This is a genomic window from Roseibium porphyridii, from assembly GCF_026191725.2.
GTDB lineage: Bacteria > Pseudomonadota > Alphaproteobacteria > Rhizobiales > Stappiaceae > Roseibium > Roseibium porphyridii.
This window is the reverse complement of sequence record NZ_CP120863.1, coordinates 791446-817555: the sequence shown is the minus strand read 5'-3', so window position 1 is coordinate 817555 and position 26110 is coordinate 791446. Positions and strand designations below refer to the sequence as shown.

26 protein-coding genes are annotated in these 26110 nt (G+C 55.5%); 8 read left to right on the top strand and 18 right to left on the bottom strand.

Annotated features, from left to right (window positions below; all coding sequences use genetic code 11):
- Nucleotides 1–18: 18 nt before the first annotated feature.
- The 6 genes from rbsK to K1718_RS03885 all read right to left on the bottom strand — a co-directional run bounded on the left by rbsK (nt 19) and on the right by K1718_RS03885 (nt 7261).
- Nucleotides 19–945 carry a ribokinase gene (gene rbsK, locus K1718_RS03910; RefSeq protein ID WP_265679671.1) on the bottom strand — a complete coding sequence of 309 codons (927 nt, stop codon included), beginning with the start codon at nt 943–945 and terminating at the stop codon, nt 19–21.
- Nucleotides 942–1352: a D-ribose pyranase gene (rbsD, locus tag K1718_RS03905; protein WP_265679672.1), complete on the bottom strand. Its 411-nt coding sequence runs from the start codon at nt 1350–1352 to the stop codon at nt 942–944. The genes rbsK and rbsD overlap by 4 nt, the downstream gene beginning before the upstream one ends.
- Nucleotides 1349–2347 (bottom strand): ABC transporter permease, encoded by a 999-nt coding sequence (locus K1718_RS03900; RefSeq protein ID WP_152499653.1) that lies wholly within the window; start codon nt 2345–2347, stop codon nt 1349–1351. Before K1718_RS03900 ends, rbsD begins: the two co-directional genes overlap by 4 nt.
- On the bottom strand, nt 2344–3912 hold the full coding sequence (locus K1718_RS03895; RefSeq protein ID WP_265679673.1) for a sugar ABC transporter ATP-binding protein: 1569 nt from the start codon (nt 3910–3912) through the stop codon (nt 2344–2346). Before K1718_RS03895 ends, K1718_RS03900 begins: the two co-directional genes overlap by 4 nt.
- A 79-nt stretch (nt 3913–3991) precedes the next feature.
- On the bottom strand, nt 3992–4912 hold the full coding sequence (locus tag K1718_RS03890) for a sugar ABC transporter substrate-binding protein (protein WP_152499651.1): 921 nt from the start codon (nt 4910–4912) through the stop codon (nt 3992–3994).
- Nucleotides 4913–5275: 363 nt separating this feature from the next.
- Nucleotides 5276–7261: a vWA domain-containing protein gene (locus tag K1718_RS03885; RefSeq protein ID WP_265679674.1), complete on the bottom strand. Its 1986-nt coding sequence runs from the start codon at nt 7259–7261 to the stop codon at nt 5276–5278.
- A 471-nt stretch (nt 7262–7732) separates the two neighbouring features.
- On the opposite strand from K1718_RS03885, the gene K1718_RS03880 reads away from it, so the two are divergent.
- The gene (locus K1718_RS03880) at nt 7733–8821 is read left to right on the top strand and encodes an HD-GYP domain-containing protein (RefSeq protein ID WP_265679675.1); all 1089 of its coding nucleotides are present in this window, start codon (nt 7733–7735) and stop codon (nt 8819–8821) included.
- A 38-nt stretch (nt 8822–8859) separates the two neighbouring features.
- On the opposite strand, the gene K1718_RS03875 is transcribed toward K1718_RS03880, so the two are convergent.
- The 6 genes from K1718_RS03875 to K1718_RS03850 form a co-directional block, all read right to left on the bottom strand.
- Entirely contained in the window at nt 8860–9381 is a 522-nt protein-coding gene (locus K1718_RS03875; RefSeq protein ID WP_265679676.1) for a DinB family protein, read from the bottom strand.
- Between the two features lie 2 nt (nt 9382–9383).
- Nucleotides 9384–10058: a carbonic anhydrase gene (locus K1718_RS03870; RefSeq protein ID WP_152499648.1), complete on the bottom strand. Its 675-nt coding sequence runs from the start codon at nt 10056–10058 to the stop codon at nt 9384–9386.
- A gap of 109 nt (nt 10059–10167) precedes the next feature.
- On the bottom strand, nt 10168–10479 hold the full coding sequence (locus tag K1718_RS03865; RefSeq protein ID WP_265679677.1) for a P-II family nitrogen regulator: 312 nt from the start codon (nt 10477–10479) through the stop codon (nt 10168–10170).
- A gap of 10 nt (nt 10480–10489) precedes the next feature.
- Nucleotides 10490–11479 (bottom strand): sodium-dependent bicarbonate transport family permease, encoded by a 990-nt coding sequence (locus K1718_RS03860; RefSeq protein WP_152499646.1) that lies wholly within the window; start codon nt 11477–11479, stop codon nt 10490–10492.
- Between the two features lie 195 nt (nt 11480–11674).
- Entirely contained in the window at nt 11675–12055 is a 381-nt protein-coding gene (locus K1718_RS03855; protein WP_152499645.1) for a hypothetical protein, read from the bottom strand.
- A gap of 192 nt (nt 12056–12247) precedes the next feature.
- Complete coding sequence (locus K1718_RS03850) at nt 12248–14245, bottom strand: protein meaA (RefSeq protein WP_265679678.1); 1998 nt, start codon at nt 14243–14245, stop codon at nt 12248–12250.
- 391 nt (nt 14246–14636) lie between these two features.
- Between K1718_RS03850 and ccrA the strand changes: the two genes are divergently transcribed.
- Together ccrA and K1718_RS03840 are read left to right on the top strand one after the other, a co-directional pair.
- Nucleotides 14637–15932, top strand: coding sequence for a crotonyl-CoA carboxylase/reductase (gene ccrA / locus K1718_RS03845; protein ID WP_265679679.1), 1296 nt, complete (start codon nt 14637–14639; stop codon nt 15930–15932).
- 189 nt (nt 15933–16121) lie between these two features.
- On the top strand, nt 16122–16658 hold the full coding sequence (locus tag K1718_RS03840) for a CAP domain-containing protein (RefSeq protein ID WP_335343017.1): 537 nt from the start codon (nt 16122–16124) through the stop codon (nt 16656–16658).
- Nucleotides 16659–16693: 35 nt separating this feature from the next.
- Here K1718_RS03840 and K1718_RS03835 read toward each other — a convergent pair whose 3' ends face one another.
- A complete protein-coding gene (locus tag K1718_RS03835) occupies nt 16694–17107 on the bottom strand; it encodes an SH3 domain-containing protein (protein ID WP_265679680.1) in 414 nt (137 codons plus the stop codon).
- A 226-nt stretch (nt 17108–17333) separates the two neighbouring features.
- Between K1718_RS03835 and K1718_RS03830 the strand changes: the two genes are divergently transcribed.
- Nucleotides 17334–17825 (top strand): hypothetical protein, encoded by a 492-nt coding sequence (locus K1718_RS03830; protein WP_265679681.1) that lies wholly within the window; start codon nt 17334–17336, stop codon nt 17823–17825.
- A gap of 57 nt (nt 17826–17882) precedes the next feature.
- Here K1718_RS03830 and K1718_RS03825 read toward each other — a convergent pair whose 3' ends face one another.
- Nucleotides 17883–18617, bottom strand: coding sequence for a glycoside hydrolase family 25 protein (locus K1718_RS03825; protein WP_265679682.1), 735 nt, complete (start codon nt 18615–18617; stop codon nt 17883–17885).
- Nucleotides 18618–18921: 304 nt separating this feature from the next.
- Here K1718_RS03825 and K1718_RS03820 point away from each other — a divergent pair, with 304 nt between their 5' ends.
- Together K1718_RS03820 and xth are read left to right on the top strand one after the other, a co-directional pair.
- Nucleotides 18922–19815: an alpha/beta hydrolase gene (locus tag K1718_RS03820; protein WP_265679683.1), complete on the top strand. Its 894-nt coding sequence runs from the start codon at nt 18922–18924 to the stop codon at nt 19813–19815.
- A 116-nt stretch (nt 19816–19931) separates the two neighbouring features.
- Nucleotides 19932–20741 (top strand): exodeoxyribonuclease III, encoded by an 810-nt coding sequence (gene xth / locus K1718_RS03815; RefSeq protein ID WP_265679684.1) that lies wholly within the window; start codon nt 19932–19934, stop codon nt 20739–20741.
- Here the strand turns inward: xth and K1718_RS03810 are convergent.
- Complete coding sequence (locus K1718_RS03810) at nt 20731–21705, bottom strand: NADPH:quinone oxidoreductase family protein (protein WP_265682410.1); 975 nt, start codon at nt 21703–21705, stop codon at nt 20731–20733. The genes xth and K1718_RS03810 overlap by 11 nt on opposite strands.
- A gap of 175 nt (nt 21706–21880) precedes the next feature.
- On the opposite strand from K1718_RS03810, the gene K1718_RS03805 reads away from it, so the two are divergent.
- Nucleotides 21881–22426, top strand: a complete 546-nt coding sequence (locus K1718_RS03805) for an RNA methyltransferase (protein WP_152499637.1) — start codon at nt 21881–21883, stop codon at nt 22424–22426.
- Between the two features lie 144 nt (nt 22427–22570).
- Here K1718_RS03805 and K1718_RS03800 read toward each other — a convergent pair whose 3' ends face one another.
- From K1718_RS03800 to K1718_RS03790, 3 genes are all read right to left on the bottom strand, one after another.
- Nucleotides 22571–23326, bottom strand: coding sequence for a phosphoribosylaminoimidazolesuccinocarboxamide synthase (locus K1718_RS03800; RefSeq protein WP_265679685.1), 756 nt, complete (start codon nt 23324–23326; stop codon nt 22571–22573).
- A gap of 453 nt (nt 23327–23779) precedes the next feature.
- Nucleotides 23780–24370, bottom strand: a complete 591-nt coding sequence (locus K1718_RS03795; protein ID WP_265679687.1) for a tetratricopeptide repeat protein — start codon at nt 24368–24370, stop codon at nt 23780–23782.
- A 20-nt stretch (nt 24371–24390) separates the two neighbouring features.
- Entirely contained in the window at nt 24391–25275 is an 885-nt protein-coding gene (locus K1718_RS03790) for a hypothetical protein (protein ID WP_265679688.1), read from the bottom strand.
- A 625-nt stretch (nt 25276–25900) separates the two neighbouring features.
- Here K1718_RS03790 and K1718_RS03785 point away from each other — a divergent pair.
- Complete coding sequence (locus K1718_RS03785; RefSeq protein WP_265679689.1) at nt 25901–26029, top strand: hypothetical protein; 129 nt, start codon at nt 25901–25903, stop codon at nt 26027–26029.
- The last annotated feature ends 81 nt before the right edge of the window (nt 26030–26110 follow it).

Genomic DNA, 26110 nt, shown 5'->3' with positions numbered 1-26110 from the left:
TCAAGCACCGCCTTAAATTCAGGCGAAGACCGGGTTGCGGAAATTCTCCAGTTCCAGGCGGGTCGGAAGTGAAACCGAGGCTCCCTTGCGCGTCGTCGCGATTGCAGCCGCGCGTAATGCAAAGGCAATCGCATCGCGCATGGATGCCCCCTCCGCCAAGCAGGTTGCAAGTGCCCCGTTGAAACAGTCGCCGGCCGCAACCGTATCAATGCTTTTCACCTTGAACGAGGGCAGCGACCCCAGAGTGCCATCGAATGACCAGGCAACCCCAAGACTGCCCATCGTCACAATGGCACCACGCAATCCCATTTCCACGAGCAACGAGGCGGCTCTTTCACCATCTTCGAGCGTCGCCGGCTGCGCGCCCAGCAGCATTCCGGCTTCATGCGCATTCGGCGTCAGAACGTCGAACGAGGTGAATACATCCTGTTTCCAGGTGGGGTCCGGGGCGGGTGCCGGATCCATGATCACAAGAGATCCTGCGTCGCGGGCAATACGTGCTGCCTCCAGGGACGCCGGTAATCCGATTTCGTTTTGCAGCAACAGCACGCCACTCGTTCGGATGGCTTCTGCATGAAGCGACACTTGCGCTGCAGAAACGGATCGATTTGCGCCACCGGAAAGACGGATCATGTTGTTGCCGTCCGGCCCGACATCGATAAACGCAAGACCGGTCGAGACGTTGGGGATCTCACTCAAGCGAGAGCGAACACCCGATCGATCAAGCTGCGATTTGGCATCCTGGCCGAAACCATCGCCGCCTATCGCCCCGACAAGAGTGACGTCGGCACCAAGCCGCGCGGAGGCCACGGCCTGATTGGCACCTTTACCGCCAAGAGAGGACGTCGTTTCGCGAACCGCAACGGTTTCACCGACGTCCGGCCAGCGATCAAGATAGCTGACCAGATCGATATTGACGCTGCCGACAACTGCTACAGGTTTCAAAACGGGACCCCGCTTATCAGGAGTATGTTGGCGTAAGGTGTAAATTCACCGGTGCGGATGATCGCACGGACCTGGCCCGACTTGCGCTTCAGCTCTGCATGAGACACGCGCGAAGTCGTGACGTTTTGCTCAGTCTCCAAAGACCACTGATCGATTTCCTCTTGCATGAGGGCGGACATCTCATCCGATGTTTCTTCCGCCCATATGGCACTTTCGATCACAAGTTCGGCGCGCAACGCTTTAAGGAGGTCCTGAAAGCCTGGAACACCTTCGCTTACGGCAAGGTCGATGACCCTGACACCTTGAGGAACAGGAAGGCCTGCGTCGGCGACGATGATTGCGTCCAGGTGGCCGAGCGAAGCGACCAGTTCGCTCAAGTGCCGGTTCAGGAGGGCCGTCCGCTTCATTTCGACGTGTACTTTGCACGGTAATAGTCGAGAATGACGGCGACGATGATGACAACACCTGTAATCATCTGGCGCATGAAATCCGACAATCCGATCAGGATCAGTCCGTTGGCCAAGACGCCTATGATAAAGGCCCCCAGCAGCGTACCGATGACCGAACCGCGCCCTCCGCTGAGGCTTGTGCCTCCGATGATGACGGCGGCGATTGCGTTGAGTTCAAAACCGATACCGGCAATCGGGCTGGAAATATTCAGGCGGGCCATATAGACGATCGCGGCAATTCCGGCGGTAAAGCCGCAGATGGTAAAGGCCGCAACCTTGTACCAATAGACCGAGTGCCCGGCGAGACGGACAGCCTCTTCATTGTTGCCGATGCCATAAAGAAGTCGCCCAAACACAGTGAAGTTCAGCACGAACCAGGCAACAAGAACCAGGAAAAGCGCGACCAGAAACACCACGGGAACGCCATAGATCATGGCAGAACCGAATTCCTCGAAGGCATAGGGAAACGAATAGATGGTCTGGGCATCGGAGACCTGCAGCGCCGCTCCGCGTGCAATGTTGAGCATGCCCAAAGTGATTATGAAGGACGGCAAGGCCCAATAGGCGCTGATGACACCATTGATCATCCCGCAGGCGACACCGGTCAATGTCGCCGCGACGATGGCCAGCGCAATCGCCTCTGTGGGACCAAAGCCCGGCAATGTGATCGCTTTGCCGGCGACAACCGCCGCAAACGCCATCACCGATCCGACCGAAAGATCGATCCCGCCAATGAGGATGACAAAGGTCATGCCAACGGCGAGCACCAGGTTGATGGTAATCTGGGTCAGAATGTTGGTGATGTTGTTCGGTGTCAGAAAGTGTTCCGTGAACACCGAAAAGAAAAGGATGAGCGCAAGCAGCGCGAGACCGATGCCCGCGTTCTGCAGAACGGTGCGCACGGAAAATCTGGTGGTTTTTGGCATGGTTTCTGAAAGGGTCTGCGTTGTCATTGCTTCTGTCCTCCGGCCTGCCGGGCCTGGCCATAAGCCAGTTTCAGGATGTTTTCTTCCGAGAATTCGGGACGCGTCAGCTCTCCCTGGATTTCATGTTCGGCAAGAACGAGTATCCGGTCAGCAAGCGTCATCAGCTCTGGCATCTCAGACGACACCACAAGCAATGCGACGCCTTCTCGTGCCAACTCCTTCAAAATTGCGTAGATCTCGGCCTTGGCACCGACATCGACACCGCGGGTCGGTTCGTCCAGCAAAAGCACCTTCGGATTGCGCGCGAGCCACTTGGCAAGAACGACCTTTTGCTGATTGCCGCCTGAAAGACTTGAAACCGCGTCGGAAATCCTTCCGTATTTGAGCTTCAGCTTCGCGCCTCCATCGCGGGAGCGCCTGTTCTCCTCAGAAAACTGCAACAAGCCGGATCTGGAGACGGCATGCATATTGGCGAGCGATATGTTGGCCGCGATTGGCATATCCAGGATCAGACCTTCATCCTTTCGATCCTCGGTGACAAAACCGATACCGGCGGCAATCGCGTCGCGCGGGCCGCTGAAATGCACTTCTTTGCCAGCCTGAAACAGGCGACCGGATCGGATCGGATCAACGCCGAAAATGCCTCTGAGAATTTCGGTCCTGCCAGCACCGACAAGTCCTGCAATACCGACTATTTCGCCGTATCTGAGATCGAACGAGACCCCTGTTTCCTTCGGGTTCGCCTGCGTGCAAAATTCATCAAGGCTGAGTGCAAGCTCTCCTGGCACGCGATCTGGGTCCGCCTCGTTCGCGGTCGTAGCCAGTTGCCGGCCAACCATTTTCTGCACCACGCCGTCGGGCGTCGTGTCCGCAATGCGATCCGTCCCGATGGAGACGCCGTTTCTGAAGACCGTGACCCGGTCACAAATCGCGAAAACCTCGTCAAGGTGATGAGACACGAAAACAACCGTGACGCCTTCAGCCTTGATTGATGCAATGATGTCGAACAGACGTTTGGTTTCCCGTTCGGTCAGTGTCGCGGTCGGCTCATCGAGGATCAGAATCCGGCTTTGGCATTGCAACGCTCTCGAAATTTCAACGAGCTGCCGGTGGGCGATGCCAAGAGAACTGACTGGCGCCTTCACGTCGACATCCGTGAGCCCGATGGCATCTAGCGCCAGTCGTGCGCGCCGGTTCATCTCCTGCTTGTCCAGAAGGCCAAAACGGGTCGTCGGCATACGCTCGACGGAAATGTTCTCGGCAATGCTCAAATGATCCAGAAGATTGAACTCCTGATGAACCACCTGAACTCCAAGTTCCTTTGCGACGTGCGGATTGGCGGGTCGGTAATCCTCTCCCGCGAGGGAGATGCTGCCGGAATCGTAAGGGAAGACTCCGGACAGAATTTTGATGAGTGTGGATTTGCCGGCCCCGTTTTCGCCAACCAGGGCATGCACTTCACCCTTAAGGAGCGAAAAACTGACCCCATCAAGCGCCTTGACCCCACCAAAGTGTTTCTTCAATCCGTCCACGGACAGAAATGCAGGGGTCTCGGCCGGATCGGGCACGGCTGCAAGCGATACGGCTGCCATAGTGTGTCCAGTCAACTTGCTTTGGAAAAAGGGCCGCCCCCGCCTTAAGGCTGACCAAGCGGGGGCGCATGGTGATCGCTTAGTTCGCAGTCACCAATTCGATCGGGGTCTTTACCCAGCCTTCAAGCTGAGGTCCGCCCTTGACCACTTCGAGAGCGAGGTCGATGGAATTCGCCGCCATGTCCGTGCCGAACTGGTCGACGGTTGCAAGCATGCGACCATCTGAGATCATCGGACCCACAGCGGGAATGTTGTCGAAGCCGACCACGACAATGTCGTCACGCCCAGCGCTTTCCAATGCCTTGACCACACCGATGGCCATGGAATCGTTCGCCGCCATAACGCCTTGAATGTCCGGATGCGCCGTCAGCATGTTGGAGAATACGGAATTTGCTTCCTCTGTCTCCCAATGGGCCGTGCGGCTGTCGAGCAGATCAAGTTCGAACTCGGCCACGGAGTCTTCAAAACCGAGACGTCTTTCGTTTGCGTTGTCCGCGCCGGGATTTCCTTCGATGATGACAACCTTGCCGCCGGCACCAAGTTTCTTGCCCAGCGCATCGCCAGCCAGCTTGGCCCCACCGCGGTTGTCCGGCCCGACAAAAGCCAGTTCAACGTTTTGTTGTTTCTTGGCCTCTGTATCCAGGGCCACGTCGAAGTTGACGACAACAATGCCGGCTTCCATCGCCTTCTTCAAAGGGCGAACCATTGCGCGGGAATCTGCAGGGGCTACCACGATTGCATCAACACCTTGGGTGATGAAGTTTTCGACGGCATTGATCTGAGATTCAAAGTCCGTCTCGTTCTGCATACCGACGGCCAGCAATTTGTAGTCGCCGCGCTTTTCCTCATGAGCCTGAGCGCCCGCCATCATGTTTTGAAAAAACTCGTTGGCAAGAGACTTCATGATGAGGCCTACAACCGGCTTGTCATCAGCTTGAGCGGTTCCAGCAAGCAAAGCGAGACCGGTCGCTGCCGCGGCAGCGATTTTCAATAACTTCATGATTTTCCTCCCAAAAAAGGTAATGCCCATTCACATCGGGCTGCTGAGGTGAACTGGCCAATTAAGCAAAACACGGGACTTGGGATTCGTCAATATGAAACGTTTCATTTTTTTGAATGCATTCATTCTAAACGAGAAATTGTGCTCCCTCTGACCTGGAATCGGTCGTTTCAGGATCTAAATCTGGTCAAAGTGAAAGATTTTTTGGCCTCGACACACGCGCTGTGGACACGCGTCCGGTACCGAAATTCAGCACAATCTGATTGCCGCAAGTCAGCCCAACCGTCTCAGCATGGTTGCGACAGACAAACGAAAAGGTCGCCGCCCATATCGGGCGGCGACCGAGCGTCAAGTCTCGTCGGCTTACTTTTTCAGAAGCAATGATGCGTCTTTCACTTCTCCAGCTGACACGTCCATCGGGAAACTATAGGTCTCGTTCCCGTAGCGAACATTCAACTGATAGCTGCCTTCCTTGAGACGAAAAATCGGCTTGGCATTGCCGGAACGCGTGATTTCCGCCCGTTTTCCTTCCAGATCCTGCTGTCCGCTCATGACATACCAGAAGACACCTTTGTCGAGCGCAGCGCCGCCTTCCTCAAGAACTGTTTCAGCACGCAACACACCGGCATTTTGGACCATGGTCTGGTCCGTCAGGGCACCGGCGTCGACAGTCAGATCTGCAGTCACGCTCGAATTGCCATAAGTGGCAAGGACGTGATAGTCGCCGGCACTCAACCGGAACAAAGGCTTGGCATTGCCGGACCGGTCAACTTCCTTACGCTTGCCTTCAAGGTCCTTCTTCGCTTCATAGACATAGTAAAAGACGTCCTTGTCGACCGGCGGCTGGCCTTCGGCCAACAGATTGGCAATCCTGAGATAACCGACATTCATGTCCACGGTTTCGTCGGACAGCTGATCAGCTCCGATCGTGACATCGAATGATGTACGCGCTTTGCCATGCGTTGCAACGACGTGATAGTCGCCCGCACTCAGCCGGAACAAAGGTTGCGCAGCGCCGGACCGATCCACTTCCCTGCGATTGCCTTCAAGGTCCTTCTTCGCCTCAAAGACATAGTAGAACTGATTGTCCTTGAGCGGTTCCGCTCCCGATGTCGGGACCCCTGTGATCCTGAGATACCCTGCATTCATATCGAAAACATGGTCCGTCAGAGCGCCAGCCTCGACAGTCAGATCCGCAGTTGCACGCGCTTTGCCGTGAATGGCGACAATATGGTACTCACCCGCGGGCAGCCGGAAGACGTGGTTGGCAGCACCAGACCGGCTCACTTCCTTGCGCTTGCCTTCGAGATCCTTTTTGGCTTCGTAGACATAATAAAACATCTTGTCGTTGAGGGATGTGCCGCCTGGCGCGGCTTCAGCCCGAACACGCAGGTTGCCTGCATTCAGGTTGATCACACCTTCGGTCAGCTGTCCGGCAGAAACCGTGAAATCACTGCTGACATAGGCCTCACCATACTTGGCGCCGAGATGATACTCTCCTTGGCCGGTCTCAAAAATCGGCTGTGCATTGTTGTTGCGGCTGATTTCCTTGCGCTTGCCGTTTGCATCGGCCTTGGCCTCATAAAGGTACCAAAAGACATCCTTTTCCAGAAAGTCGCAGGTTTCACAAAGCTTTGCGAGTGCTTGAATGCCTTGTGGGCCAGCAGGTGCGGGCGCAGGCTCGGGCTTTGCTTCAGCAACAACCACCGGCTCTGGAGCGGGTTCAGGTTCGGTCACGGCAATTGTCTGCACCGTCTGAGCCAGAGCTTCCGTCAACTCGCCGGAATTTCCGGCGAGAAAGAACTGGCCGCCGGTGTTTTCGGCCAGGCAGGAAAGCTGCTTTGCTTCATTGGCCGAGATGTCAAAACCAATCACATGTGCAGTAAAGTCAACACCCTGTGCTTCAAGGGACGAAGCCAGCGCACAAGGGTCAGCTTCGCAGGTCTCAAGACCATCACTCAGAAGCACAACGGTCGCACGCTCTTCGGTAAAGCGCATCTCTTCCGCCGCGAGACGAACTGCGGTTGAAAGCGGTGTCTTTCCTTTGGGACTGATAGAATTCACAGCACCTTGAAACGCGTTTCCGTTCAATGGCTGAGGTGGAACAACAAGCTCGATGTCATTGCAATCGCCCTTGGTCCGGTGACCGTAAGTCATAAGACCGAGGTCGATGTTCTTGTCCCATCCTGTCAGCATCTGGGCGATTTCGCCGCGCGCGATTTCGATCTTCGATACGCCGTCAATCTGACCCCACATGCTGCCGGATCCATCCAGCACAAGAATGGCGCGTTCACGATCTTGTGCCTGCGCACCAATGGTCAGAAGTGAAATAGTAAATAAGGCCAGCAACAATGCTGCCGACCTGAAAAATTGGTCTATTCCCATAATCATTTTGTCTAAGCCCTTCTTGCCCTTTTCAAAGCGTGAAACAGAAGTTTCAAAGGCGGCCCGGTCAAGCGCCGGAGAGCACACCTTGATGACAAATATTCAATAGAATTGAGAGAGCTCCTGTGACAACAGTCACGGTTCATGCGGTTTCGCTGATGTCTTTGTGCCAGTGGCCGCTCCTTCGATTGAGGCAATCTTTTGCCGCTGGAAAGACACTCAATTTGCTGCACCGCAACCTGAAGTCTAAATGAACATAAGTATAAACGCGTCAACATTAGGTATTTTTGACAATTACTAAGGAATGGATAGGCTCCTGAACGGACCAACTAACAATAAATCGACACTCAGAAAGGCTTTACTCCACTAATTATTTTTTTACGAAAATAGAATAGAAAAAACGTCCGGTATTTCTCGCGGGACAAGTAGTTTTTCATGAAACGAGTTATTATTGCAGTTGAGAACCTTGGGTCTGTTCCGCAGCAATTATTGCAAATCACGGCTGTATATCCGGCCGAGCTGGTGGCCTACGACAAACTCCAGTCCCTGTCCTTCGATAGCCCCGCCTTGCTCATCGTCGATCTTGAAAACATGACGCGCGACTGTCTCAGTCGGCTCAAGAGCATGAGTAACAACTCCGTTCTGGAAAAGCTCTGTGTGCTCGATACAAAGAGCCGTCATCAGGTGTTTCAGGCGCGGGAACTCGGGATTTACAATCTGGTCCACAAGGACGACTTCGCCTCACTAATGGTCAAACTTCGAGAGTTGCTCGGCAACTACTCGAAACCGAACCTGGGCACGAACTGCTCCAGCCAGATGGGAAGTGCAGTTAATGCCGCGTGCTCTGCACTCGATCAGATGTCTCAGGCGATCCTGAACGACGCACCGCTTCCTGTTCCCAAACTCGCAAGAAGTGCGGTGGACATAACAAATACGATATGCACTGAAGGGCTCGACAACTGGCTTTCCGCCGTTCAACAGCACCACAGTCACACCTATTGCCACACAATGATGGTGACGGGACATGCGGTCGGTTTTGCAAAAGCTCTCGGCTTGCCGGAACAGAAGCAATACATGCTGGGCCTTGGCGGACTCGTCCACGACCTGGGAAAAGTCAGGATACCCTTGTCGGTGCTCGACAAACCGGCAAAACTGAACGCCGAAGAACGTGATCTGGTCAACAGACACCCACGTTTCAGCCAGGAAATTCTGCGCGGGCGCAAGGAAGTTCCAAAAGAAGTGGTCGACATGGCCGTCTGGCATCACGAGATGCTCGATGGCTCTGGATACCCTGACCGCCTCAGCGGCGAAAGCATTCCGGATTCCGTTCGGATGGTCACAATCGTCGATATCTATTCCGCGCTTACTGAAAAACGCGCCTATAAGGACAGTTACAGTCCACGACAGGCTTTTTCGATCATGTCGGAGATGGGCAGCAAACTCGATCAGCAGCTTCTTCGCACGTTCCGAAAATCAATTCTCAAAACAGATCTCGGTGCATTACGGCGTACCGTTGCCTGTTAGCCGCAAGGCACCCAGAGCTGCGCGCATAAAATCTTTCGTTAGTCGGAATATTCGCCAATCAGATCTGGCATGAAAGGCAGATCAGTCACGCCAATGTCTATTCCTGCCTGAAACAGCAGGGTCGATAGTTGACCCCGGTGGTGCGTTTGATGATTGAACATGTGTGTCACCAGCAGCCAACGTGGACGCCGGCGCGTCTTGCGATCAGTCACACTCGTCCATTCAAGCGTGCCAGAGAGCCAATCTTCAGACAGCTCATCCGCAAAGACATTGATATCATCGCAGATCTGAAGGTGCGCGGTCGTCAGTTCGTCAAAATTATCAAAGAGGTCGACCCCCATTCCCTTAATGTCATAGGGACGGCCGGTAAATCGCCGCATCCAGGCCCTGTCTGCGAACAGGATATGGTTGAGCGTGGAATGCACGGACCGGAAAAACGCACCTTTGTCCGCTTTTCGCTCCGCATCACTCAGATTGCCTGCCGCCTCATAGGCCTTTTGCGTCATCCAGCTATTATAGGCTGCCATGCGTCGATAAAGCTCAGGATCAATATGCGTCAACGTCAGTGGCCTGCTGATTGCGCGATCACTTTGATCGGCGGATGCTCGACCTCTTCAAAGCGTTGGCTGTCTTCGTTCATGACCCTGAGTTCACCGGAACCGATATCGAACCAGGCACCGTGGAGCCGCAGGGTCTCGTCCTGAACAGCTTTTTCAACGAATGGAAATGTCATCAGGTTTTTCAGCGACTGGCGTATCCCGGCATATTCCATGGCCAGTTGCGGGTCGTCCGCCTGATCCAGAGGCATGCACGCCATTGCGATCGCAGCAGGTTCCAGCAACTTGATCCAACGGCCGATAAACTGTCCCGTTTCCATTGGCGCATTGGCATGTTCACGGAACGCTTTAACGCCGCCGCACTGTCCGTGCCCCATGACGACGATATGCTTGACCTTGAGGCTACCGACCCCGAACTCGATCGCTGCACTGGTGCCGTGCTGACCTTCTGTATCTTCATAAGGCGGAACGAGATTTGCGACATTGCGTACAACAAAGAGCTCACCAGGACCCATGTTGAAGATGCCTTCGGGGGTTACACGGCTGTCGCAGCAGGAGATGACCATCACCTCCGGTTTTTGCCCGTAAAGGGCGAGCCTTTCGTGGGTCTCACGATTCCTGACAAAACCCTTGTTCAGATAGCGTTCGTAACCATCCAGCAGATGCTTGGGCAAGCTCAAATGCCGATCTCCCGATTTGCGCCGCCAGCGTGGCAGCTTCCTCAAAAGACCTTTTTATCAGCTTCCTGAAACGAAAAAATCCGATGATATACGTATATTACCGTATAAATCAGAAGCGTTCCGCGCGTAGCACAGAGCAGTCTGTCACGGTGACGACACCGATATGCCGTTCCACGACGCTGAAAGCCGCCTCCAAAAGCGCATCCAATCGGTCAGGCCGGATGATGCAGATAATCTGGATCATGCCACCAGCGCGCGAAACCTGACCCTCACGACTCCAGCGCCCGGACCGCCCGCTGCCGCCCATAACCGGCAAAATCGTATAGCCCGTCACACCTGCTCCATCGAGTGCATCCGTCAGCCGCGTTTCCATCGGTGCCTCGATGGTGATTTCGACTCTTTTGGCGTCTTTCATTTCCATGGCGACATCCTCAAATGACCTGCGCAAGCGATAGATATAGCGGAATACCGATCGTCAGATTGAACGGAAAGGTAATCCCGAGTGACATGGTCAGGTAAATTGATGGATTGGCTTCGGGCAAGGCAACCCTCATTGCAGCCGGCACCGCAATATAGGACGCCGATGCGCTCAGCGTCATGAGCAATACCGTGCCTCCCGTGGAAAGGCCGATCATGCTGGCGGCGATCAGACCGGCAAAGGAACCAATGATCGGCATGACAATACCGAAAAGGATCAACCCGGGACGCAGATAATGCGCACTCGACCTGAGGCCGCGGCCAGCGACCAGACCCATATCCAGAAGGAACAGGCAAAGCACACCTTTGAAGGGAGCAACAATGAAGCTCTCGATATCCGACAAGCCTTGTGGGCCCGACAGGAACCCGATCACGAAGGATCCGACCAGCAAAACGATTGAACCGTTAAAAAGAATTTCCCTTAAGAGCCCCTTGGAATCCTGTGCCCGGCCCTCATTGGCCGCCTGTGTTGAAAACCTGGCGGCAAGCCACAAGGCCGACAGGATCGCGGGCGCTTCCATGACGGCAGCAACGGCAACCAGATAGCCTTCGCTGGCTATGCCCTGGCTTTGCAGAACCGACGTGGCCGCGACGAATGTCACGATTGAAATCGAGCCGTAGTGGCCAGCGACCGCGGCTGCGTCCAAAGCATCAAGCCGTGTCATCACTCGCAATAGGCCAAATGCAACAAACGGCAGGAGAAAAGACAGGATCAACCCCGCTATCAGCGAAAAAACCAGCGTGGCGTCGACACCATGATCGCTGACACTGACACCGCCTTTGAAGCCGATCGCAAACAATAGATAGATCGAGAGGGTTTTTGCAGCTGCCTCCGGCACCGAAAGGTCGGAGCGGACCAGAGCTGCTGCCAGGCCAAGAGCAAAAAACAGAATGATAGGCGACAACAGGTTTTGTGCCGCCAAATTCAAAATCGTATCGACCAAGACCAATGCGCCCCTGCTGCGGCCAAACCTCGAGATCAATCGTGGTTTGCACCAGATCTGCCCCACCCTTGTCATCGCAAATTGCGAGATACGTAGGATTACTTACCCGCGACATAGCCGCTCGGCCAGCGGGACGCAAGAGCTGAGCGCTTAAGCTAAGGGGTGATCAACTGCCGGGTGGGCTGCAACGATGACTCAAGTCGCAACGTTGACTTCATGCGGCAGCGGCTCCGTATCGCCATGGTCTTCATAGGCATGACGAATGTTGTCCGCCGGCAATCGGTCCACGGGCCCCCGGAGCGGGTTGACCGGACCGTGATCAACGCTTGGTTCCAAGGCACTCAAGGCAGCCGCACGATAGGCCGCGACGCCGTCAAGCGCATGACTGTCAACAGGATGAGACTCTACAAGAACCGCCGGATTGTCCTCAGACCCTCCGGTTTGTGTTTCATGGCGCTCTGCGGTGTTACGCTTCTTTCTGCGGTCGTAGCCGGTGCCGTCACCGTCGCGGTCCGCTGGATACTCTGTCGCATGCGCCACGACCTGGGCCGAGTGCGGCCGCTCAATCGTCGCCATTCCGGCCTCCTGGCCATTCAGAGAGGGTTCGCCTTCTGGCAAACCTTCCTGAATATCTCAACAAAGAGTTAACAAAGCTTTACGTTAAGTTAACCCGTTGTTTCGGATAGGACAATAGCCAGCCCAGCGTCAGGACAGAGCTGAACTATCCGCGCACTCCAGTTCGGTCGAGCTGTCCCGCCTTGCACGGACCTAGGCCGCCTCATCCGCACGCGTTCCGACAATTTTCACAACATCGGCCATGATGTCGGTTAGCTGGAAGTCCTTTGGCGTATAGACCGCCGCAACGCCCATGGCCTTCAGCTTCGCAGCATCCTCATCCGGAATGATGCCGCCCACCACGACTGGAATGTCATCTGCGCCTGTTGCACGCAACTTCTCCATGACATCTCGCACCAACGCCAAGTGAGACCCGGACAGGATCGACAGTCCAATCACGTGGACATCTTCCTCGACTGCCGCATTGACGATTTGAGCCGGTGTCAGTCGGATACCCTCATAAACCACTTCCATGCCGCAATCGCGCGCGCGCACGGCGATTTGTTCGGCACCGTTGGAATGACCATCGAGACCCGGCTTTCCGACCAGGAACTTCAACCGTCGCCCGAGCGTCTTTGAAACGACGTCAACGTCACCTCGAACCGCTGCGAGGTCACCAGCTTCATCACGCACTGCCTGACCGACGCCGGTCGGAGCGCGGTATTCTCCAAAGACCTGGCGCAGCGTTCGGCCCCATTCGCCCGTGGTGACGCCGGCCTTGGCCGCCGCGATCGAGGGCTCCATGATATTGCGGCCTTCCTGCGCGGCCGACTTCAAATCTTCAAGGGCTTGCTCAACAGCCGCATCATCGCGCGCATCGCGCCAGGCCTTGAGCTTTTCAATGGCCTCGCCTTCAACATGTTCGGGAACTGTCAGGATTGCACCATCGTCCCCTGTTGCCAATGGAGACGGTTCACTGTCCGTCCATCGATTGACACCGACGACCACTTGATCTCCAGCTTCAATTGCCGCCAACCGCGCCGAGTTGCTCTCCACAAGCTTGCGCTTCATATAACTGGAATCCACGGCCGCGACGGCACCTCCCATTGCGTCGATCCGGGCCAGCTCCTCACGCGCTTCCGCTTTCAGCGCTTCAACCTTTTTCGTGATCTCCGTCGACCCATCAAAAATGTCGGCATATTCCAGCAGATCCGTTTCGTAGGCGACAATCTGCTGCATTCTCAAAGACCACTGTTGGTCAAACGGACGTGGAAGGCCAAGCGCTTCGTTCCAGGCCGGCAACTGGACCGCACGCGCGCGTGCGTTTTTGGACAACACGACCGCAAGCATTTCAAGTAGGATGCGATAGACGTTGTTTTCCGGTTGCGGTTCGGTCAAGCCAAGAGAATTGACCTGAACGCCATAGCGGAAACGACGGTAACGCTCCTCCTCGACAGCGTACCGTTCACGGCAGATCTCGTCCCAGAGTTCAGTGAACGCACGCATCTTGCACATCTCGGTGACGAAACGCATACCGGCGTTGACGAAGAAGGAGATCCGGCCGACCGCCTTGGGAAAGTCTTCGTCAGGAATGGCACCGCTAGCCTTCATGGAGTCCAAAATGGCGACAGCCGTTGCAAGCGCAAAGGACAATTCCTGGACCGGCGTGGCACCTGCCTCCTGCAAGTGATAGGAGCAGACATTCATCGGATTCCACTTGGGCATGTTGGAATATGTCCAGGCGATCACGTCCGTTGTCAGTCTGAGCGACGGCGCGGGTGGAAACACATACGTACCGCGAGACAGATATTCCTTGATGATGTCGTTCTGGGTGGTGCCTGAAAGAAGCTTCCGGTCAGCTCCCTGTTCGTCAGCGGCCGCAATATAGAGCGACAGAAGCCAGGGCGCCGTGGCATTGATCGTCATGGACGTGTTCATGCGTTCCAGCGGAATCTCGTCAAAGAGCGTATGCATATCGCCAAGATGAGCAACCGGCACACCAACCTTGCCGACTTCACCACGTGCCAGCTGATCATCAGGATCATACCCAGTCTGGGTTGGCAGATCGAACGCAACGGACAAGCCGGTCTGCCCTTTTGCGAGATTGCCCCGGTAGAGTTTGTTTGATTCAGCGGCTGTTGAATGACCCGCATAGGTCCGGAAAATCCAGGGCCGATCCCGCTCCTGCCCCTTTTCACCTGTTGCGCTCATACCGCTATCTCCTCCGTGATCGACCGGCCTGCAAGACTACACATGAAATCCGTTCGCCTGATCAATCCTCAATTGGCCCAACACCCAGACCGTATAGCCACGATCAATGGATGTTCTAAGGCATTCTCCAGCCTGTTTTTTTCGCACTCGGCAACACGGCTTTGGTCGGTTTGTGACATCCCGCAACACGTGCACCCGAATTTACGCGCTTGCGAGATTTTTCTCTCGCAATGCAAAATATGCTTGGCATCAAAACGCAAGTTAAGCAATAGTCGAATAGATGTACGCGTCATTTTGAACAATAGTTGCGCAAAACCGGGTTTCGATCCGAACGCGCTTTGTGCAATTGCGAAATTATGCGGCGACCAAAAAATGCCCTGGGAGGGGAAGTATGACAGCAGCGCCTGAAGCCAATGACAACCTGACGCGGGGAGAAGCTCCCTTGAAAGATCTATATGAAGTCGGCGAGATTCCGCCCCTCGGTCATGTTCCCAAAAACATGTACGCATGGGCAATCCGCCGGGAGCGTCACGGCGCTCCGGAAGAGGCAATGCAGCTCGAGGTCGTACCGACCTGGGAGCTGGACAGCCACGAAGTGCTGGTCCTGGTGATGGCCGCAGGCGTCAATTACAATGGTATCTGGGCCGGTCTCGGAGAGCCCATCAGCCCATTTGACGGCCACGGAGCCCCCTATCACATTGCAGGCTCTGACGCGTCAGGCATTGTCTGGGCGGTCGGGGACAAGGTTAAGCGCTGGAAAGTGGGTGACGAAGTCGTCATTCACTGTAACCAGGACGACGGTGACGACGAGGAGTGCAACGGCGGCGACCCGATGTATTCCAACAGCCAGCGCATCTGGGGCTATGAAACGCCGGACGGTTCGTTTGCTCAATTCACCCGCGCTCAGGCCCAACAGCTGATGCCTCGCCCCAAGCACCTGACCTGGGAAGAAAGTGCTTGTTACACACTGACCCTGGCAACGGCTTACCGGATGCTGTTTGGTCATCACCCGCATGAACTCAAACCCGGCCAGAACGTGTTGGTCTGGGGTGCTTCAGGCGGTCTCGGTTCCTATGCTATTCAGCTGATAACCGCAGCGGGCGGCAACGCCATCGGTGTCATCTCGGACGAAGACAAACGCCAGTTCGTGATGGAGCTTGGCGCCAAGGGTGTAATCAACCGTAAGGACTTCAAGTGTTGGGGACAGCTCCCGGCGGTTGGCTCCCCGGAATATTCGGAATGGTTCAAGGAAGCGCGGAAGTTCGGCAAGGCCATCTGGGAGTTCACCGGAAAGGGCAACAACGTCGACATCGTCTTCGAACATCCTGGCGAAGCAACGTTCCCGATCTCAACATTTGTCTGCAAGAAGGGCGGCATGGTTGTGATTTGTGCGGGCACGTCCGGTTTCAACTGTACCTTCGACGTGCGCTATATGTGGATGCACCAAAAGCGGCTGCAAGGATCTCACTTTGCACACCTGAAACAGGCGTCAGCCGCGAACAAGCTCATGATCGAGCGTCGCATCGATCCTTACATGTCTGAAGTTTTCCCCTGGGATCAGATTCCCAAGGCCCATACCAAGATGTGGAAGAACGAGCATGCACCTGGAAACATGTCTGTATTGGTCTCTGCGCCGACCACAGGCCTGAGAACCCTGGAAGATGTGCTCGAAGCAGGCAAACGCTAACACAAAGAGCTCCCCAGAAGGCCATACTAAGAGCCTCAAGCAGCCTTGCCAGTCCGCTCAGCGGGCTGGCTTTTTTTGCACGAAATTTGCAACTCCTTAAGCTGCTGCCGCAATTCTGCTCGGGTTTCGCTCCATCACCTGTCGATCGGCAAGCGAATCGCTGTCCTTTTGCGTCTGGAGCATCATTTCGTGATTGATTTACCCAAGGCCCGATCCGCCCTGCAACTGACCGCAGCCGGCCTCGCTCTCATGATTGTGTCTGCCTGCATGGGTGAACGCCTGCAAACGCCACCATTTTACCAGAATCTGGCAAAGACCGACGGACAGGTCGACCCGGCAACGGCGGCGCAGATGATTTCTCAATACCGGATCAACAACGGCCTGCCGGCTGTGACACCGGATGCCCAGCTGACGGGCATTGCGCAAAGCCAGGCCGACGCAATGGCGGCAGCGGGATCAGTCAAGGCGTCGTTGGCTGCGAACCAGCAACTTGCCACGCGCATGAACAGCATTGGAGAGCCCAAAACCGCTGCGGCTGAAAACGTCAGCGCCGGCTACCGGACCTTTGCCGAAGCGTTTTCCGGCTGGCGGGAATCTCCCAATCACAATCAGGTACTCCTGACACGCGACGCAACGCGTCTCGGCATTGCGACCGCGTACTCAGCCAATGCCAAGCACAAGGTTTTCTGGTCCCTGGTCATGGCAGGTCCAAGGCCGGCCCAGTAATGGACCGCCCTACTATCTGACGCTTTCAAAAGACCTTAGTAACGGCGCGGCGGATAGTAAGGCCGGTATGGGCGCACGACGCCTGGAGGCCGACGATAAATCGGATAGTTTCGATTGTACCGAGGCACACCGACGTAAACACCTGCGTTCGGGATCGGCCGACCATAGTAGTTGCCTCCACCGCCATAATTCAGATAGCGCCCGGACACCCAGCCCTTGGTGTTTGCAAATGCTGCATCACACCAGCTGAAATTCGCCGTACACCCGAACACTGTAACCGCACCGCCGTAAGGCACAGTGGTAATGACCGGATAGTTGGTTCCAGGTCCGGCACGCATGTTCAGGTTCGCCGTTGTATAGGCAATCGCCGGTCCGCCGGATTGGGCGGCCGCAGGCCAGGCCATTGCGCACAGCGCCAGGATTGCAAGCGGCAATCGGATCAATGTCATTCTCGTCAGCTCCAACAGGTTCGCCACGGCACCTTATCGCTTTGCACCCTCAAAGTGGCGAAACTGTAGCGGCTAAATGACAGATCCGTAAGCTGCCATCGGCCCGCTTGACGGGGAAATTTCCGCCCGGCGCAGGTCCTAAACGCCCAGGCGCGATCGAGTTTACTTGCATAAAGTGCTCGCTTCGGCTTCATAATCGCCCTTTCCGGACAAGCGGGGAGGGGCTATGTGCGCGTTATCCAGAAAATTCAGATCCATCACATTAAGCGTGGCATTTCTGGCAGCAGCGTCTGCGGCAGGTCACGCATTTGACGGGCATGCAGGGTATTACTATCCCGAACCCCAAACGCGGGAAGTCTATATCTCAGAGATCAAAACAGCCGCCGACGCCAGCAAACGGTCGCGAGCCGCATTCGTGGTCGGTCTCGCAACCCTTCAGGAAAAACAGTCCTGGCACCCGGGCTATCACCTGTTTGCAAAAGGCGGGGACCTTGAGAAGCTGATCATTGTCGCATCCGGCAACGGACAATACGACACGCTGTTTCGCTTGAGAGCGCTGCTTGCTTCACTTACGTCGAAAGCCCGCTCAACGGAACTCTTTGCCCGGTCCGACCAGCCTCATGAATTGAATTTCTTCGATTTCTGCAAACTGATTGGCTTCAGTCAGGTGACCGTCAGCAACGGCAAGGACGTGGCGCATCAAGTCAAGATTCGCTAGCGCAGGACTGGCGTTTCCTGCCCAGAGCTTCGAAAATTCGAGCGTGCCGAGAACCGTTTAGCGCCGCAAGTCGCCCCGCAGCCAGGCGCGGTATTGCGATCTGGTCCCGAAGAATACGTTCCGGTCAACATCACCCTTGATTCCCTGGACACGACCTTCCGCCGTATATTGCCAAAAGTACCAGTCATTGCGTTGATCGTAGATGTTGTTCGGATAGTCGGCCACGGACCTCAACCAGAACTGCTCACCCTTGAGCGCTCCGACCAGACGATCGCGGTGAAAATCGACCGAGGAATAGATAACCGGCCGCTTGCCGTAGTGTCTTTCCATTTCGTCGAGGAAGATTTTCATGTCCCGCACGATCTGTTCACGAGGAGGACGAGTGGTACAGGTTTTGGAATGAGCATTCCATTCCATATCCAGAACGAGTGGAATTGCCTGCGGGTCGACGGGAACGATTTCTTTCACCCAGGAGATCTGCTCTTCGACCGGGCGGCAGAAATAATAGAAATGATAAGCTCCCCGCGGAACGCCTGCCTTGCGTGCCCCGATCCAGTTATCCACGAAGCGTGGGTCGACATGGTCCCCGCCCTCCGTGGCCTTGATCCAGGCAAAGGCCGCTCTTCCGGATTGTTTCACTGCCACCCAATCGATATCACCCTGCCAACGGGAGATGTCGATGCCGTGGACGGCATAGTCTTCAGGCGTTGGATCGGGGAAATCATAAGCTGCACAAGAGCTTAGAAAAATGAACCCAAAGACAGAACAAATGGACTTGATGAGCGCCAGCACAACATCCTCGGCAAAGTTAAGAAAGACTTTCCATCACCGCCCAAAATGCGCGGGATTTCCTAACGGAGTGTAGACGAATTCACGATTTCTGCGCACAAACACGTATCAACTTTCAACCCGAACAGCGATTAAGCGGAGATTGCGGCAGTTCAGAGTCCGAATTGACCCCTTCTCGCTTTTTCCGTGCACAGGCTCATTTGAGTGCCGGTTTTGTCAAAGAGTTGCGCTTCTCAAAGCTTCAACGAGTTAGTTTTGAATTTGATTCCCGCCTTGCCCCCAGTGCGATTGAGAGACAACAGACCCAATGACCAGTTCAGTCAGCCAGAAAATTCGCGCCCGCCTGATCCGATCATACGTCCAGCCGCAGCTTTCACTGGACGAGGAAAGACGCCAATGGGAAGACGCGGTTTGTGACGACGTTATTGCAGAAGGGTGCTCGGAAAAACCGGAGATGATCGCGGGCACCAGATGTCTTTGGCTGATGCCGGACAATCCTCAGCCTGACGACATTCTTCTTTATGCCCATGGTGGAGGACTGGTAACGGGAGCCATCGAAACGCATCGGGTTTTCTGTTCGCAAATCGCTGTTGCACTGAACCGAACCGTCCTGATGGTCGGCTACAGGCGATTGCCCGAACACCACACGTCAGCGCCGCGAGACGACTTTCTGGCCGTCTATTCTCATCTTATCGCCAAAGATGCCAAATCGGACCGGATTGCCTTTGCCGGAGACAGCAGCGGTGCAACCGTGATTCTTTCTGCGTTGCACCGGCTGCATGAGACAGGAACGGCACTGCCATATGCCGCCGTTTCTCTGTCAGGAGCCTTTGACACATCGCTTTCCGGCGAGAGCTTTCAAAGCAGAGCAGACGTAGACCCGGTCTTGTCGCCTGAAAGCCTGATCGACTGGCAAAAACACTTTATCGGCAGGATCGATCTGGCTGACCCGGTAATTTCTCCGCTCTTTGCAGAATTCCACTGTCTGCCGCCGGTTTTGCTTCTCGCCGGTGATCATGAGCTCTGGCTGAGTGATTCCGTTCGTCTGGCAGAGCGGCTCAAGGCGAAAGGCATCAATGCCTCGTTGTCGGTCTACCCGGACATGTGGCACGTCTGGCCAATGTGGCCAGAGCTCCCCGAGACAGTTGAAGCTTTTGTCGAAATTGACCGCTTTCTCACCAGAACGCGTCAGCTTGTGTAGCTGCCGGCTCTCCCCTTCCCCGACGCGAATCTGCGTCCTTCGGAACCTGAATTCGTTTGCACTTGCGCGCCGAATCCTTATGTCTTGACGGACCTCTAATCTTTGGCAGGAAATCCATGAGCGAACGGCTGAAACTCGTCACCTGGAACATCAATTCCGTCCGGCTTCGTATGCCGATCGTGGAACAGCTGATTGAGGAAGTTTCACCCGATGTGATTTGTCTGCAGGAAACCAAATGTCCGGACGCTAATTTTCCGGAAAATGCGTTCCGCAAGGCCGGTTACGAACACATGGCCATAAACGGACAGAAGGGTTACCACGGCGTGGCAACGGTCTCCAAGCGGCCGCTGAGCAACGTCGAGAAGCGCGATTTCTGCAATGTCGGCGACAGCCGCCATGTCGCCGTGGATGTCCCCTTTAATGGCTCTGCCATGCGTGTGCATAATTTTTATGTTCCGGCAGGTGGTGATGAACCGAACCGGGACATCAACCCGAAATTCGGCCACAAACTTGATTTCATGACTGAAATGCAGTCGTGGCTACAGGGCGGCGAGACAGCGCGTCCAGCGGTACTGGTTGGCGATCTGAACGTAGCTCCCTATGAACACGATGTCTGGTCGCACAAGCAGCTTCTGAAAGTTGTCTCCCACACGCCGGTCGAAACCGAACTTTTTGAAAAAGTGCGCGAAACCGGGGGATGGCTCGACGCCATGCGTCAATTCACGCCGCTCGAAGAAAAGCTCTACACGTGGTGGAGCTACCGCGCGAAAGACTGGTCAAAGGCGGACAAGGGGCGCCGGCTTGACCATGTGTGGGTCTCGGAACCGCTTGCCCCGCACATTAAAGGCACATCGGTCCTGCGCGACGCACGCGGCTGGGAGAAGCCGTCGGATCATGCGCCGGTGATCGCCGAATTCACATCGTGACAATCACCTTGCCGCGCACACGGCGCGCCGCGATTTCATCAAGTGCTGCGCCAATGTCCTCAAGCGGATAAGTGCCGTGAATATGCGGCTTCAACTTGCCCTCCTGCACCCAGGCGAGAAGCTGCTGCATGTTTTTTCGATGACCCTTCCGGTCCCGGTCGATTGCCGCTCCCCAAAAAACACCCATCACGTCGCAGCCCTTGAGCATGACGATGTTGAGCGGAATTCTTGGAATGTCCCCGGCTGCGAAGCCGATTACCAGAAAGCGTCCTTCCCATGCTGTTGCCCTGAGGGCCTGCTCTGAAAGGTCTCCGCCAACCGGATCATAGACAACGTCAACGCCCGTTCCTCCAGTCAGATCCTTGAGGCTTTCCTTGAGTGGTTGCTGGGAATAGTCGACGGTCAGATCCGCGCCTAGCGTTCTGGCAAAAGCCAACTTTTCCTCCGAAGACGCACAAGCGATGACTTTCGCCCCCATGACCGACGCAATTTCCACGGCAGCCTGACCAACACCCCCGGATGCACCCAGGACTGCAACGGTTTCGCCAGGCTTGAGATTGGCGCGATCACGATAGGCATGCAACGTTGTGCCATATGTCACGATCAGACCCGCAGCGGTTTCAAATGGAATCTCATCCGGCAAACTGACGAGATCCTCCGCTGGAACCGCTACAAGTTCCCGCGCCGCGCCCCACCGCATGTACCCCATAACGCGGTCACCGGGCGCGAAAGCGGTCACATTCTCGCCAACCTGCTCAACAACTCCAGAGAATTCGGCACTTGGCGAAAACGGCATCTCCGGCTTGTACTGGTACTTTCCCTGTATGATCAGCGTGTCGAAGAAATTCAGCGCGCATGCCTTAACTCTCACAACAACGTCGCCGGGCTCTGCATCTGGCGCGGCGATGTCCTCAACAACAAGACTGGACGGTGGACCAAACGACTTGCAAAGACAGGCTTTCACGACAACCTCAATCATCCGGGTTAGCGGCAGCGTGCGCAAGACGTCCCCTGCCTGACGTTCCGCTACCCTAGCAAGCGTCACGGTCAACAGATATTGGCATTCTGGATAAAGCTTACCTTCAAAGCCGGATGAATTTCCGCTATGAGGCTGCCAATTGAAATCAGCGGACAAACGGATGCGCGGATATTTTGCAGTCGGGGCAGAAGGCCTCTCGAAACGAATGAACCTCGGCACGCTGATGCGTTCCGCCCATGCGTTTGGTGCAAACTTCTTCTTCACAGTCGATGCTGACAAGAAACTTCGCAGCGCGCCTCCGTCTGATACGTCCAAGAGCCCTGGCCATCTGCCGGTATTCAATTGGGACAGCGTCGACACCATGGATCTGCCTCGTGGATGCCAACTGGTCGGGATCGAACTCACCGACGATTCCATCGATCTGCCCAGCTTCGGCCATCCCCTCCAGGCGGCTTATGTCCTTGGACCAGAACGCGGATCGCTGTCGCCGCATATGATCGAACGCTGTGACCATATTGTGAAGATACCGACCAAGTTCTGCATCAACGTTGCCATGGCTGGTGCAATAGTCATGTATGACCGTCATCGCGCGCTCGGCCGCTATGCGGACCGTTCGCTGACCGCCGGTGGCCCAAAGGTGGAGCGGCCCAAACATGTCAGTGGTGGCCCCGTCATGAGAACGGGACGCAAGGTTCCCGGCACCTGACGGATTGTCTGCCAGGACACTCTGATCTGTAGGTGAATCTCGCATCCGGATCGGCAGAGGCGACAACGGGTGGTCATCAGCTGTGAAGTCAGGATTATTGGCCCGACTGTCAGCTTATACGTGCCAACGGAATGTTCTTTCCGGTCAATTCACTTGTCGCCTAAGAGCGGCAGCAGCAGAATCCAGCTTAAACCTGCGTGCAATTTCCTTGTAACCCTCAAGCCCGGTGCTTTCACCGTGAAAAGCAAGGCTTGAATCCAGAGCCTTACCCGATCTGATGTCCTGAAGCGTCATGACATCAGGGCTCAACTCGGAGACGAGCATGATAATCGGGTCGCCATCTTCTTCGTCGAAACGGGCACCAAACTCCATCCGCATATCGACCAGCTGCACGCCAATTCCGAAAAAGACACCGGTCAGAAGATCGTTCAATCTCAGCGCTATATCGTTGATGACATTGATTTCTTCAGGCGCGATCAGATCAAACGCTGTCAGATGGCCTACCGAAACACGGGTGGGTTTCTTGCCGAGCCTGTCAGGACGAACAAAGAACTCCAGCAGCGGTTCGGGAAAACGATAATTGGGCTCCAAACCAAAATCCGATACCAGGTCGCCTGCCGCAAGGTTGCGAACAACAAGATCGAACGGAAGCTGTTCGGTCTCGTAAACCGCCTGTTCCTGTTTACCTGCACGTGACGCGTAGTGAGTATCAATGCCCTGATCTCGCACAAACTCATGCAGGTGAATCGAAATGGTATTTGCCAATGCCGCCTTGCCTGGAATGCTTTTCATTTCCAAGGCTGGATAGGTCAAGGCAATGTCGGAGACTTCAACGACCGGTCCGTCGGCCAAATTCTTGAAGATCCGGATATCCTCGTTAAGAATGTTGTCGTTCGGCAACTTCAGCCTCCAAATTCTTGAAGTATTTCATGCTTATCCGGGCGATCTGGCCTAGTATTCCGAGCTGCTTAGGACCGGGGACGAGCAGAACCCAAGTGTTGTCTTTGAAGCGGCAATCCATGTTCAGTGTCCTGACCCAAAGCACTCGGGAAAAGAAAGCGCCGCAGACCGCGCTTTCCACTCCCCTGATCTGCTGGTCCCAGTCCAGGGCAGCGTTTGAGAAAGTTGTTCGATCAAGGAGGTTGGAAAAATCGGACAAGCCTGATTGGTCCAGGATCAGAAAACTGGGTTCAAATTCAGCAGCGTCTTCCTGAAACACAAGATGCGACAACCCATTGGAAGAAATTACATATATATTCCAGATATTTGGGAAAAATTTAGAGGCTTTCCGGTATTCTCGGACGATGTGAAACTCCCGGCCACGATACAATTTCTCGAGCCACAAATCGCCACTCATTTGATCCCGTCCAAAAAGGACGCCGATGGTTCATGCCCCTGTTCCGCTGCCATATTGATCAGCACTTCCGCCCAGTCGAGATCTGTCTCGTTTTTCACCAAGTACATTGCCAGATTATAACCGGCATCCAGATCTCCGGCTTGGAACGCCTTAAGCAGCCAATAAGCGCAATCCTTTTTGTTCTCCGAAAAACTGTCACGACAATAAATATTACCGAGATTGAAAAACGCAGGAACAAATTCTGCAGCAGCACTTTCACTGTAATATTCTATTGCTTTTTCAGTACTTTGCTCGACTGTCCCACCTTCCTCATAGAACACACCGACATTGTATGATGCAACCGGACTGCCCTTGCGACTAGCGAACTCATAAAGATCAAAGGCAAATTCCAGGTCAGCGGCTGCCTCTGCCTTTTCCGCCAGTTGCAGAACGCCCGGTATGCCTTGTTCTTCAAACAGGCAGTTCATTTGCCGTGTTTCCTCCGTCTCCCTTTCACATGCGCCTGGAAACACCCGGCCATCCGTCCCGGAGGAGATTGCGGTCAGATAGGCAGACCAACCCGAAAGGGCCGCGAAGAAACACAGCACATGCGTGAATTTTCCAGGCCTCAGTCGGATAGTCTCAGCCCTCCATTTACAAATGCGCCTTTGTTGTTCGGTCCGACCCGGCTTCCGCTGCTGATTAAAGAATGAGAACCGGTAGAAAAATTGTATCGATATCCGGCAAATCCGCCGAGCGTGCTTGTCTTCTTCTTCTGACTGTAGTTCCAGCCGATATCCTTCGTGGCGGCAACGAGACCCTTGGAGTCGAGGCCTTGCGAATAAGTGACACGCACTCTGTTCGGTACGAGGCGAACGAGCCTCCCGCCCGTATTGCCCCAGAGTTTTCCGAGTTTGCTGGTCGCGTTTCTTCCCGAAAGGATATTGGCAAGATTGTTGTCGATATTCACCCGCACTTGCGCAGTGCCCGTTGCTGTAATTCGGGTCTCATAGGTGGCTTTATAGACCCCAAGCCTTGTTCCCCATCTGATAACTCTGCTGGGGATCTTTGATGCTGGCAGCGTACCACGATTGATAATCGCTCCCCCGTCAGCACTCAATCGCTTTGCGAAATTCGCCGACCATCGGCTCGTTCTCGTTTTTGTCGCAGATCTCGTGGCTTTTGCCCGATCACCCCGGAACCCACCGCGGCGGGGAGGACCGCTGGAGAGCCTGGTTTTGTTTTCCACAAGACTGGAATAGCGTGATCTTGGGGAACTTGCCTGGATATGCGCCCTGCCTACCGAGGAGCGCCGGTTGGAAGCTGTGGAGGGAGCTTTCGAGCTTCTGACAGCCTGTGCCCGGCTGCCTCGGTAGCCACCCCGCCGGGGTGGCCCTTGAGAAACCTGTGCCTGCCCCCCTGTGAGCTGGCTGTAACGCGACCGAGAGGAGCTTGCCGGAATATGCGCACGACCTTGAGAGGAGCGTGAGGCCGTCGTGTTCGTCCTCGCCATGGATCGGCCTGCCCGCATCTGTTGGGCCTTTAACCCTCGATAGCCGCCCCGCCGAGATGGCCCACGCGAGACGTTTGCCCCGGACTGGGACAATCGGCTCGATTGAGAGCGGGAAGAACTCGCCGGGATATGTGCTCGGCCAACCGAGGCGCTGGATCTGTTCCTCGTCGCTCCAGATCCCGAAGCTCTGACGGCCTGTGCCTGTTCTCCACGATATCCGCCACGTCTCGAAGGTCCGCCAGACATCACCGATGTCGCTCCGGTTTGCCGGCCTGATCGGGACCCAGAAGATGATGCACTGGTTTGAGTCCGCCCACGGGAACCGATCGTCTGGTTTCGGGTCACACCCGAATTTGAGGACCTTGTTGCCGCTGCCTGGGCACCCCGATAACCGCCCCGCTGGCTAGGCCCACGGGAAACCGTCGACGTGTTACGGGAAACCTGACTATACCGTGAGCGCGATGAACTGGCGCTGATATGGGCGCGGCCGCTCGAGCTGGCAGGCCTGCTGCTTGTTGTCGTTGAGCGGGAACTGCTCACGTTAGCCCGCGCGGCTTTGGCTCGGCTGCCTCGAAAACCGCCTCGGCTGGTGGGACCGCCAGAAGTTCTCGTCTGGCTAGTGGATATGCCGGGCGCACCGCTGCTCGTGCGCCGGCTTGAAGCGGTCTGTCTCGAAGATGAACTGGATCTGTTTGTGGAAGAACGGGACGAGCCGCCGCCACCCGATCCGCTACCGCCTCCGCCACCGCCGTAGGCGTTTAGGCCCGAGACCGGGTTTACGAGAGCCTCTTTACCCCCGACAGTCAACTCGGAAGGCCTTCGTCCGAGATTGTCG

Excerpts from the sequence above, each read along its gene's own strand:
- K1718_RS03880 (WP_265679675.1), top strand. The coding sequence starts at position 7,733 with ATGAAACGAGTTATTATTGCAGTTGAGAACCTTGGGTCTGTTCCGCAG.
- K1718_RS03865 (WP_265679677.1), bottom strand. The coding sequence starts at position 10,479 with ATGGAAATGAAAGACGCCAAAAGAGTCGAAATCACCATCGAGGCACCG.
- K1718_RS03820 (WP_265679683.1), top strand. The coding sequence starts at position 18,922 with ATGACCAGTTCAGTCAGCCAGAAAATTCGCGCCCGCCTGATCCGATCA.
- K1718_RS03855 (WP_152499645.1), bottom strand. The coding sequence starts at position 12,055 with ATGGCGACGATTGAGCGGCCGCACTCGGCCCAGGTCGTGGCGCATGCG.
- K1718_RS03835 (WP_265679680.1), bottom strand. The coding sequence starts at position 17,107 with ATGACATTGATCCGATTGCCGCTTGCAATCCTGGCGCTGTGCGCAATG.
- K1718_RS03895 (WP_265679673.1), bottom strand. The coding sequence starts at position 3,912 with ATGGCAGCCGTATCGCTTGCAGCCGTGCCCGATCCGGCCGAGACCCCT.
- K1718_RS03890 (WP_152499651.1), bottom strand. The coding sequence starts at position 4,912 with ATGAAGTTATTGAAAATCGCTGCCGCGGCAGCGACCGGTCTCGCTTTG.
- rbsD (WP_265679672.1), bottom strand. The coding sequence starts at position 1,352 with ATGAAGCGGACGGCCCTCCTGAACCGGCACTTGAGCGAACTGGTCGCT.
- K1718_RS03850 (WP_265679678.1), bottom strand. The coding sequence starts at position 14,245 with ATGAGCGCAACAGGTGAAAAGGGGCAGGAGCGGGATCGGCCCTGGATT.
- K1718_RS03785 (WP_265679689.1), top strand. The coding sequence starts at position 25,901 with ATGCCGGGCGCACCGCTGCTCGTGCGCCGGCTTGAAGCGGTCTGTCTC.
- xth (WP_265679684.1), top strand. The coding sequence starts at position 19,932 with ATGAGCGAACGGCTGAAACTCGTCACCTGGAACATCAATTCCGTCCGG.
- K1718_RS03790 (WP_265679688.1), bottom strand. The coding sequence starts at position 25,275 with ATGGCGAGGACGAACACGACGGCCTCACGCTCCTCTCAAGGTCGTGCG.
- K1718_RS03830 (WP_265679681.1), top strand. The coding sequence starts at position 17,334 with ATGTGCGCGTTATCCAGAAAATTCAGATCCATCACATTAAGCGTGGCA.
- ccrA (WP_265679679.1), top strand. The coding sequence starts at position 14,637 with ATGACAGCAGCGCCTGAAGCCAATGACAACCTGACGCGGGGAGAAGCT.
- K1718_RS03900 (WP_152499653.1), bottom strand. The coding sequence starts at position 2,347 with ATGACAACGCAGACCCTTTCAGAAACCATGCCAAAAACCACCAGATTT.
- K1718_RS03805 (WP_152499637.1), top strand. The coding sequence starts at position 21,881 with ATGCGCGGATATTTTGCAGTCGGGGCAGAAGGCCTCTCGAAACGAATG.